Raw genomic sequence first — 1,496 nt, 5'->3', positions numbered from 1 at the left:
TAAATATTGAGGTTCGACGTATTTATAGGATGGTGGCGGCATGAGCACATTGAAAGATTTAAACGCACATTTATTTGCACAACTTGATCGCCTGGCAAATGCAGATAAAGCTGATCTGGATGTAGAAGTTAAACGAGCGCAAACAGTCGCACAGGTTAGTGAAAAAATTATCGATGCACATAAAACGCAAATAGATGCGGTTAAGTTGGTTGCTCAGTACAAGGGCTTAAATACAAATCAAGAAGTGCCTAAGATTGCGCTTGGCGATATGAATGTGAGTGTTTGATATGGCGAAAGGTATTGCGATTAAGTACACCGAAGAAATGCTGATGTTTTTACGTCAGCATGAGGAAACGCCACGTACTGAACTAACCTGTAAATTTAATGAAAAGTTTGGCTACAAGCTTTCAGTAGATAGCATCAAGGCTAAATGCCTGCGCATGGAATTAAAAACAGGTCGAACAGGATGCTTTTCACCTGGTCAAAAGTCTTGGAATAAAGGCTTAAAGGGTTATATGGGTGCGAACTCAACATCCTTTAAAAAAGGTCATACACCATCTAATCATAAACCAGTTGGCTATGAGCGAATCACTGTTGATGGTTATATTGAAGTTAAAATCTCCGAGCCGAATGTATTTGAGTTAAAGCATCGGCAGATCTGGGAGCAACAACACGGGAAAATACCAGATAACCATGTTCTTGTTTTCAAAAATATGAACAAGCAAGACTGTCGACTTGAAAACCTGATGCTGGTTAGTCGTGCTGAGCTTGTTCGCTTAAATCAATCTTATCGAAAGCTTGCCACACCAGAAACAAATGAAACCTGTGTCTTGATGGCGAAGATCAAAAATAAAACGCATAACTTGAAGGTGGCGTGATGGATATTCAGAAAGAAAGAGAATCGTTTGAAGCATACATGGCTGAAAAATACAAAAACCTTATGGATAGACGCCAGTGCCTTAACAATGGTGGTGGTTATATGGCTTGGGATATGAATGTCGCATGGAAAGTATGGCAAGCAGCCAAAGCCCAAGCGGTGCCTGAAGGGTTTGTTTTGGTGCCGAGAGAGTGTCCAGACCCTATTTTTGCTGACAAACTTTTCGATCATCTTTGCAAAAAAGCACACGGTGAATTTGGAGATGATCAAATGATATTTTTTTCGGATATAGATGAAAGTGCAATTTGGCAATTAATGATCGAAGCACAGGAGCAAAGTTATGACAATTCAAACTGAAGAAATCGAACTTAAACAAACCTGTGGCGAAAGCCCTGAACAATATGATGCTTTCCACAAAGGCAAACAAGTTGGCTACCTTCGCTTAAGACATGGCGAATTTAGAGTTGATTACCCTGATTGTGGTGAAGAGACAATTTTCTATTCAGAAGAAATGCAAGGCGATGGAAAATTTAATGATGATGAGCGTGATGAATTTCTTTTAAAAGCCAAGCAAGCGATTGTGAAAAGATTGAAAGAAGAAAAGGAGGAAGGTTGATGA

General features: G+C 39.6%; 4 protein-coding genes. All 4 read left to right on the top strand.

Annotation, left to right across the window (positions count from 1 at the left end):
* The first annotated feature begins 40 nt into the window (after nt 1–40).
* The 4 genes from GGG_RS0118810 to GGG_RS0118795 are packed head-to-tail and all read left to right on the top strand — an operon-like array spanning nt 41 to nt 1,493.
* Nucleotides 41–286, top strand: coding sequence for a hypothetical protein (locus tag GGG_RS0118810; protein WP_010117886.1), 246 nt, complete (start codon nt 41–43; stop codon nt 284–286).
* A 1-nt stretch (nt 287) separates the two neighbouring features.
* Nucleotides 288–878, top strand: a complete 591-nt coding sequence (locus GGG_RS0118805; RefSeq protein WP_010117884.1) for an HNH endonuclease signature motif containing protein — start codon at nt 288–290, stop codon at nt 876–878.
* The gene (locus tag GGG_RS20165) at nt 878–1,234 is read left to right on the top strand and encodes a hypothetical protein (protein WP_010117883.1); all 357 of its coding nucleotides are present in this window, start codon (nt 878–880) and stop codon (nt 1,232–1,234) included. The genes GGG_RS0118805 and GGG_RS20165 overlap by 1 nt, the downstream gene beginning before the upstream one ends.
* Nucleotides 1,218–1,493, top strand: a complete 276-nt coding sequence (locus GGG_RS0118795) for a hypothetical protein (protein ID WP_010117881.1) — start codon at nt 1,218–1,220, stop codon at nt 1,491–1,493. The genes GGG_RS20165 and GGG_RS0118795 overlap by 17 nt, the downstream gene beginning before the upstream one ends.
* Nucleotides 1,494–1,496 lie beyond the last annotated feature (3 nt).

The organism is Acinetobacter sp. P8-3-8, from assembly GCF_000214135.1.
GTDB lineage: Bacteria > Pseudomonadota > Gammaproteobacteria > Pseudomonadales > Moraxellaceae > Acinetobacter.
Note: the sequence above shows the minus strand (reverse complement) of the source record. Positions and strands in the feature narration are given on the sequence as shown.

What these genes read in the sequence shown, in the direction of transcription:
- GGG_RS20165 (WP_010117883.1), top strand. Translation starts at nt 878, where the DNA reads ATGGATATTCAGAAAGAAAGAGAATCGTTTGAAGCATACATGGCTGAA.
- GGG_RS0118810 (WP_010117886.1), top strand. Translation starts at nt 41, where the DNA reads ATGAGCACATTGAAAGATTTAAACGCACATTTATTTGCACAACTTGAT.
- GGG_RS0118795 (WP_010117881.1), top strand. Translation starts at nt 1,218, where the DNA reads ATGACAATTCAAACTGAAGAAATCGAACTTAAACAAACCTGTGGCGAA.
- GGG_RS0118805 (WP_010117884.1), top strand. Translation starts at nt 288, where the DNA reads ATGGCGAAAGGTATTGCGATTAAGTACACCGAAGAAATGCTGATGTTT.